Raw genomic sequence first — 8,092 nt, forward strand, 5'->3', positions numbered from 1 at the left:
TGTACAGGTAAATAGACGTACGAATAAAAACAGGAGTTACATGTAGTATGTAACTCCCTTTGTATTGTCTAGCTCCAGCGCCAAGGCGCTTCTGCTTTTCTATTTATAGATTTGCTTGTTGGCGTAATGTTTCTACTTTATCTGTGCGCTCCCAAGGAAGATCCACATCTGTACGGCCAAAGTGACCATAAGCTGCTGTTTGTTGATAAATTGGGCGACGAAGATCCAACATATTAATGATACCTGCAGGGCGAAGGTCGAAGTTTTCACTTACTAGGTCAACTAACACGTCTTCGCTCAATTTACCTGTACCAAACGTATCAACTGCAATCGAAACGGGTCTAGCAACTCCAATTGCATAGGCAAGTTGAACTTCTACCTTATCAGCAAGGCCAGCAGCAACGATATTTTTGGCAACATAACGTGCTGCGTAGGCAGCTGAACGGTCCACTTTTGTAGGATCCTTACCAGAGAAGGCACCACCGCCATGGCGAGCATATCCACCATACGTATCAACGATGATTTTACGACCTGTTAAGCCAGCATCCCCTTGTGGTCCGCCAATAACGAAACGGCCGGTTGGATTAATAAAGTATTTTGTCTTTTCATCGATTAATTCTTTTGGAACTACCGGATTAATAACATATTCCTTCAAGTTACGTTGAATTTGCTCTAACTCAACTTCAGGATTGTGTTGAGTGGAAATAACAATCGTATCAATGCGTACTGGTTTATCGTTCTCATCATATTCAACCGTTACTTGTGTTTTTCCGTCTGGACGTAAGTAATCAAGAACCTTATCTTTACGTACTTCTGTTAAACGGCGAGCAAGTTTGTGCGCTAGTGAAATGGGAAGAGGCATAAGCTCTTTTGTTTCATTACAAGCAAAACCAAACATTAAACCTTGGTCCCCTGCACCTATTGCTTCGATTTGTTCATCAGACATTTGACCTTCACGCGCTTCCAAAGCTTGGTCAACACCCATCGCGATATCTGGAGACTGTTCATCAATAGATGTTAAAACAGCACAGGTTTCTGAGTCAAAACCGAATTTCGCGCGATTGTAGCCGATGTTTTTAATCGTTTCACGAACAATTTTTGGAATATCCACGTAGGTAGATGTGGTGATTTCTCCTGCTACTAGCACTAGTCCTGTTGTTACTGAAGTTTCAGCCGCAACCCGGGCATTAGCATCCCTTGCTAAAATAGCATCTAAAATGGAATCAGAAATTTGGTCACAGATCTTATCAGGATGACCCTCAGTAACTGATTCAGAAGTGAACAAACGACGTTTTGTTGACATCTGAATTCCTCCTATAATATGAGATAATCGAGGTTTTAGGAAGGTTACAGGAATACTTCCTTAAACATCGAGAATTTGATACGGTACTCATTCCCTTAGTATGTAATAAACAAAGGATTTTTATTAGAGACTCTTTTCATAAAGGACTTATACAAAACAAAAAACCTTACCAGAGAGGAAAGGTTGTTCCGGGCCTTTCGCTCTTATCGTTCAAGGTCAAAGCCTTGCGTCAGATTAGCACCTTCGCATCCTGAAAAGGACCTTTTAAGTGGTCAATCTTTTCATACTGCAGGTTGCTGGGTTTCATTGGGCCTGTCCCTCCACCAGCTCAGGATAAGAGAGTATCCGTTCAAATTAGAATAATATCACACTGCCCAACAATGTCAATGAATTTTTTAAGAAATGTTTTTCAACAAAATGGGAAATATACGAAATATGTTAGTATCTTTTATAAATTTTTTTTATATCTTCAATTAAAGTTTTATAATATATAAATCCAGTTAAATAGGATACATCAATTCAGCTAATGTGTTATACTTTTTATATTATTAACAACCTAAAAACGAAATAAAGGAAGGTCTCATTAAATGAATTCTGTTGATACTCCTAATGAATTAAATCAATTGTTAAATGAAAGTCATGTTCATGTGCAATTATCTGTTCCTCAATTAGTTGAGAAAGTCTTAACCCGTCATGAAGGAGCATTAACTTCTACGGGAGCAATTAGTGTCGCTACTGGAAAGTATACTGGCCGGTCTCCACAGGATAAATTCATTGTTTTAGAAGATTCAACTAAAGACAAAATTGAATGGGGAACTACCAATCAACCAATTTCAGAGCCGGTTTTTACAAAGCTTTATCAAAAGGTCATTAATTATTTACAACAGAAAAATGAGATTTTTGTTTTTAAAGGATTTGCGGGTGCTGATAAAAAATCACGTTTATCCATCCAAGTGGTAAATGAATTAGCTTGGCAAAATTTATTTGTACACCAGTTATTTATTCGCCCGTCGGATGATGAACTACTTGCCCATGATGCTGGATTTACCGTTATTTCTGCACCTAATTTCAAGGCAGATCCGGCTATCGATGGTACCAACTCGGAAGCTTTTATTATGATTTCTTTTGAAAAAAGAATTGTTTTAATAGGTGGTACAGAATACGCAGGGGAAATGAAAAAGTCGATTTTTTCTGTAATGAATTATTTACTGCCTGAAAACAATATTTTTTCGATGCACTGTTCTGCCAATGTTGGGATTGAAGGCGATGTAGCTTTATTCTTTGGCTTGTCTGGAACTGGCAAAACAACCTTATCAGCGGATTCCAATCGTCGATTAATTGGTGATGATGAGCACGGTTGGTCCTCCAATGGTGTCTTTAATATCGAGGGGGGCTGCTACGCAAAATGTATCAATCTTTCTCGTGAAAAGGAGCCGCAAATCTTTGATGCCATCCGCTTTGGAACTGTCCTAGAAAATGTAACATTGAATCAGGAATCAAGAATCTCTGATTATGATGATGGAACGTTGACCGAAAATACACGTGCCGCTTATCCGATTGACGCAATTGATAATATTGTTCAACCAAGTATCGCTGGCCATCCAAATACGATTGTCTTTTTAACCGCTGATGCATTCGGTGTCTTGCCTCCAATTTCAAAATTAACAAAGGAACAAGCAATGTATCACTTTTTAAGTGGCTACACCTCAAAACTAGCCGGAACAGAGCGTGGAATAACGTCACCACAAGCTACCTTCTCCACTTGCTTTGGTGCTCCATTCCTGCCGCTGCCTGCGACTCGTTACGCAGAAATGCTCGGTGAAAAAATACTTGAGCACAATGCCAATGTTTTTCTTGTCAATACTGGCTGGACCGGCGGCGAATATGGGGTCGGTAATCGAATGAAACTTTCCTACACGCGCGCTATGGTTGAAGCCGCTCTTGAGGGAGAATTAAACCATGTGGAGACTGTCAAGGACGCGATCTTTGGATTAAATATCCCGCTCCATATTGCAGGTGTACCAGACGAAGTCCTACAGCCGATTAAAACTTGGTCGGATTCGCAGGCATATGAAAAGAAAGCAAAGGAATTAGCCGCAAAGTTCCGCGAAAACTTTAAAAAGTTCACTAATGTTTCACGTGATATTGAAGAAAAAGGCGGACCAATAGCATAATATCGAAAGCCCATATCGATTCGATATGGGCTTTCTAATCTCATTAGTTAGTCGAATTTAATGATATTAATTGATAGGTTATGGTCGTGCTGTTATTTTGCAACTCGACTTTTTTTATCAATGCGGTACCACTTGAATCACTATCGATTGTTTTTCTTACATCAATCGGAATCTCAATTGGATAAAGTCTGTACCCTTCTTTTTCTAGCAAAAAGACGTTTTCCTCCACTCGTTTTTCTCTACCTTTAGTTACAATCATCGTATTTAACTCAAGAGGCATACCCACAAACATCCGCTCCTCTACTTGTAATACCTATATATTATCATCTTTTACGGTGACTTTTCATCCACTTCGTTAAATCATTCACGACTTTTCTATTTAATGCTGGTGGGAAGTAATGTGTAAATTCGTTAAAATACCATGCTTCGACTGGTTTTTCTACTAACCTCAGCCTTCTTTCAAGACGATACGCGTGCTCCACCGAAACATTTCCGTCTTTAGCACCATGGATAATCAGGACAGGGGCTTTGATCTTTTCTATTTGATAAAGAGGGGTCCTGTCTTGATACCGTTCCGGAAATTTCTGAGGGGTTCCGCCAATGACCCTCTTCATCATTCTCCGTAAATCTTTACGTTCCAAATAGGTGAGGGACATATCACTGACCCCGCCCCAGCTGACAACAGACGCGGTCTCAGGGAATTCAATTCCTGTCAAAAGCGCCATTACACCACCCCGCGAGAACCCAAATATATGTATTTCACGTACTCTGGGCATAGATTTTAACAGCAAAAAGGCGGAAAAGGCGTCTTCCCTGTCGTCCCCGGCAAAATCCTCATTGCCTTCCCCACCTTGATTTCCACGATAATAAGGCGCAAAAACAACAAAACCCTCAGCTGCGAACTGGGCAATCCTTGCTGGTCGAACTTTACCAACATTTTTAATGCCGCCGCGTAAATAAAGGAATCCATCATACTCACCTTCCCCAATCGGTTGCGCAAGCATGCCTTTCACTCGTAATCCATTGGAAAGGTAAGTGATTACTTTTAATTCAATATTGGGATTTGGAGAAGGAAAGCGCGTGATATCAACAATCTTTCCATCATTGTATTGGCTCATCAGCAAAACTTCCCTTTTTTATAAAATTTATTCTCTCTAGGCATTCACACATTTTTCTCCTCTTCATACGATATCTTAGGCAATTAGCCCAGATTTTTTATGATAAATAAGGAGGCTCGCTTCATGAAAAAATCGTTAAAGTTCAGTTTCTCCTTTCTGCTCATCACTATACTTATGTTTTCACTTGTCGCTTGTAATAGCTCCACAAAAAATGAAACAAAGAAACTTGAGAAAGTTCGAATCGCTGAAGTTACCCGGTCCATTTTCTATGCCCCGCAGTATGTTGCCCTAGCCAAAGGATTTTTCAAAGCTGAAGGTTTAGACGTCACGCTAACAACAACACCCGGCGGCGACAAAACCATGACCACTCTGATTTCTGGGGGGGCCGACGTTGCCCTAGTTGGTTCAGAAACATCGATTTACGTTTATGCCCAAGGAGCAAACGACCCCGTCATCAATTTTGCACAATTAACCCAGACCGATGGTACTTTCCTCGTTGCTAGAGAAAAGATTGATAATTTTTCATGGGACCTCTTAAAAGGAAAAACCTTCTTAGGGCAACGTAAAGGCGGCATGCCACAGATGGTCGGTGAATTTGTTTTAAAAAAGCATGGAATTGATCCTCAAAAGGATTTGAACTTAATCCAGAACATTGATTTCGCCAATATTGCCAACGCCTTTGCTTCTGGAACGGGCGAATTTGTGCAATTATTTGAGCCAACGGCAAGTATTTTTGAAAAAGAAGGAAAAGGTCATATCGTTGCTTCCTTCGGTAAAGAGTCTGGCCACGTACCATATACTACGTTTATGTCCAAGGAAAGCTATATGAAAGAAAATAAGGGAACGATTGAAAAGTTCACACGAGCAATTTACAAAGCTCAACAATGGGTAGAGTCGCACAATGCTGAGGAAATTGCAAAAGCGGTGGAACCGTTTTTTCCAGATACAGATTTAGAAATTATGACCACTGTTGTTGAGCGTTATAAAAACCAAGGATCTTTTGCAACAGATCCTATCCTTGACCAAGAGGAGTGGAACAATCTACAAAACATCATGAACGAAGCAGGAGTACTGCCAAAAGAAGTAGATCATCAAACACTTGTAAATACAGAGATCGCTGACAAGATAATAAAAGAATAAAGGAAAGGGAGGCCGTTCTTATGAGCTTTTTGACCGTTCAAAATATTCATCACACCTATTTTACTAAAGCCTCTGCCACCACGGCCCTCTCCGATATTTCATTAACAGTGGAGGAGGGCGAGTTTGTCTCCCTCCTCGGCCCCAGCGGTTGTGGTAAGACGACTCTGCTTTCCATTATTTCTAGTTTGCTTAAACCAACGCAAGGTACTGTCTTGTTAGAAAAAAAGCCGGTAACTACCGCAAAAAACCAAATCGGTTATATGCTCCAACAAGATTATTTGTTCCCTTGGAAAACGATTGAAGAGAATATCCTGATCGGTTTGAAGTTATCAAAGCAGTTGAACCAAAAAACAAGATTGGCTGCCCTTGACCTGTTAAGCCAAATCGGATTAAACGGGGTGGAAAAACAGCTTCCTAGGCAGTTATCAGGGGGTATGAGGCAGCGGGTGGCTCTCGTCCGGACGCTTGCCACAGAACCAAAACTGCTTATGCTTGATGAGCCTTTTTCCGCTCTCGATTATCAAACTAAGCTTAAATTGGAGGATTTAGTATCACAAACATTAGATAAATTTGGAAAAACAGCTATTCTCGTTACTCACGATATTGGTGAGGCTATTGCCATGAGCGATCGCGTTTTTCTGCTTTCACCAAGTCCTGGGAGAATCTATAAAACATTTACGATGCCGGAGGAACTAAGAAATATATCCCCATTTGAAGCAAGAAATCATGAGGCATATTCAAGTATCTTTCAAACCATATGGAGGGAGTTGGAGTCTCTTGAGCGAGAAAAAGAATAAGCTGGAACTCCTCCATAAAAACTATATTCAATCACTGCAGGTTGAAAAAAGATGGGTCGGATTTTATCAGGCGATCATTTTTATCGTCTTTTTCTCTAGTTGGGAATTGTTTAGTCAAAAACAATGGATTGACCCGCTTCTTTTCAGTTCTCCCTCAAAGATATGGAATTTACTCCTGGAAAAAATTCAGGATGGAACTTTAGTTAGCAATATTGGCGTAACCTTAACGGAAACCGTCCTAGGATTTATTCTAGGCACACTACTGGGTACGATATTAGCTACTATCCTCTGGTGGTCACCGATGATTTCAAGGGTGCTTGATCCTTATCTTGTTATTTTAAATGCCATGCCGAAAGTCGCATTAGGGCCCATTTTGATTGTGGCGCTAGGTCCTGGGTATTCATCGATTATTGCCATGGGCGCGATTATCTCAATTATCATTACCACCATTGTCGTATATACCTCATTTAAAGCGGTGGATCCGAATTATCTTAAAGTACTCCAAACTTTCGGTGCAACTCGTTGGCAATGCTTCAAAGAAGCTATCCTCCCCGCGAGTTTTCCAACGATTATTTCTACTCTTAAGGTAAATGTCGGTCTGTCTTGGGTCGGTGTGATCGTAGGTGAATTCCTTGTATCCTCTAGAGGACTTGGATACATGATCATTTATGGCTTCCAAGTATTTAATTTTACACTTGTTTTCTTATCACTTTTGGTTATCGCGGTATTTGCTACCATTATGTACCAGCTTGTTGAATTATTAGAGAAAAAAATTATCAAGGAATAGCAGATTGTTATCCTATGCTCTCTGCTATTTTTTTTCGTTCTGTAACTTTCGAATGAGTTTAACACATTGCTCGACGACTTGATCTTTCATGATAAAGCTGTAATCATCCCCAAATCGCTGCTGCAATATATCACCTTTAACAACAACAGGACCATTGGTTTCGTGGTAACTAGTCGTTTCTTCAACCCTAGCGACCTTTCCCCAAAAGACAGCCTTCACATAAGACCTCATCGGGTCGGTAAATTTATACTCAGCAATAAATTTTAGCTCACCTAGGATTGCGCCTGTCTCCTCATAGGTTTCTCGTTGTGCTGCCTCTTCAAGAGTTTCCCCTGATTCCATTTTTCCACCGGGAAATTCAAGTCCTCTTTTTTTATGGTTCGTCAATAGCCACTCTTCCCCATACTGGCAAATGACTAACACATGCTTTGCTGCCTCTTCGAAAGCATTTGGTAAAAAAGACAATTCTACTGGATTCCCATTTTCATCTAAAAATCGCATCATCTAATTTCCGCCTCAACTATTTTATACTTAATTATAATAAAAAAAAGAAAAATCCTAAAGTTAGGATTTCAGACTGTCGACAAATCCGAAAAACTTGGGTTTGCCGGCAGTCTTTTTTATGTCTTTGTTAATTTGTTTGTTGATTTGCGCTCCAGGCGCTTCGCTTTCCGCGGGCGTAGCGGGGAGCCTCCTCGGCGCTTAAGCACCTGCGGGGTCTCCCCTGCTTCGTACTCCCGCAGGAGTCTTCGCGCCTTCCGCTCCAATCAACA

The 8,092-nt window shown here is 40.5% G+C and carries 8 protein-coding genes and 1 riboswitch; of the genes, 4 read left to right on the forward strand and 4 right to left on the reverse strand.

Annotated elements, in window-relative coordinates; genetic code table 11:
• Nucleotides 1–103: 103 nt before the first annotated feature.
• Nucleotides 104–1,303, reverse strand: a complete 1,200-nt coding sequence (metK, locus tag J7E77_RS30080) for a methionine adenosyltransferase (RefSeq protein ID WP_214719275.1) — start codon at nt 1,301–1,303, stop codon at nt 104–106.
• Nucleotides 1,304–1,503: 200 nt separating this feature from the next.
• Nucleotides 1,504–1,643: riboswitch (SAM riboswitch) on the reverse strand.
• A gap of 247 nt (nt 1,644–1,890) precedes the next feature.
• Here metK and pckA point away from each other — a divergent pair.
• Nucleotides 1,891–3,477 (forward strand): phosphoenolpyruvate carboxykinase (ATP), encoded by a 1,587-nt coding sequence (gene pckA / locus J7E77_RS30085; protein ID WP_214719277.1) that lies wholly within the window; start codon nt 1,891–1,893, stop codon nt 3,475–3,477.
• Nucleotides 3,478–3,520: 43 nt separating this feature from the next.
• Here pckA and J7E77_RS30090 read toward each other — a convergent pair whose 3' ends face one another.
• On the reverse strand, nt 3,521–3,763 hold the full coding sequence (locus J7E77_RS30090) for a DUF2584 domain-containing protein (RefSeq protein ID WP_168245394.1): 243 nt from the start codon (nt 3,761–3,763) through the stop codon (nt 3,521–3,523).
• A gap of 37 nt (nt 3,764–3,800) precedes the next feature.
• Entirely contained in the window at nt 3,801–4,595 is a 795-nt protein-coding gene (locus tag J7E77_RS30095; protein ID WP_214719278.1) for an alpha/beta hydrolase family protein, read from the reverse strand.
• Between the two features lie 174 nt (nt 4,596–4,769).
• Here J7E77_RS30095 and J7E77_RS30100 point away from each other — a divergent pair, with 174 nt between their 5' ends.
• The 3 genes from J7E77_RS30100 to J7E77_RS30110 are packed head-to-tail and all read left to right on the forward strand — an operon-like array spanning nt 4,770 to nt 7,319.
• Nucleotides 4,770–5,735, forward strand: coding sequence for an ABC transporter substrate-binding protein (locus tag J7E77_RS30100; protein ID WP_374103020.1), 966 nt, complete (start codon nt 4,770–4,772; stop codon nt 5,733–5,735).
• A 20-nt stretch (nt 5,736–5,755) separates the two neighbouring features.
• Nucleotides 5,756–6,532, forward strand: coding sequence for an ABC transporter ATP-binding protein (locus J7E77_RS30105; RefSeq protein WP_214719280.1), 777 nt, complete (start codon nt 5,756–5,758; stop codon nt 6,530–6,532).
• Nucleotides 6,513–7,319: an ABC transporter permease gene (locus J7E77_RS30110; protein ID WP_214719283.1), complete on the forward strand. Its 807-nt coding sequence runs from the start codon at nt 6,513–6,515 to the stop codon at nt 7,317–7,319. Before J7E77_RS30105 ends, J7E77_RS30110 begins: the two co-directional genes overlap by 20 nt.
• A gap of 24 nt (nt 7,320–7,343) precedes the next feature.
• Here J7E77_RS30110 and ytkD read toward each other — a convergent pair whose 3' ends face one another.
• Complete coding sequence (ytkD, locus tag J7E77_RS30115; RefSeq protein WP_214719284.1) at nt 7,344–7,823, reverse strand: RNA deprotection pyrophosphohydrolase; 480 nt, start codon at nt 7,821–7,823, stop codon at nt 7,344–7,346.
• Between the last annotated feature and the right edge of the window lie 269 nt (nt 7,824–8,092).

It is taken from the genome of Bacillus sp. ISL-77 (assembly GCF_018613105.1).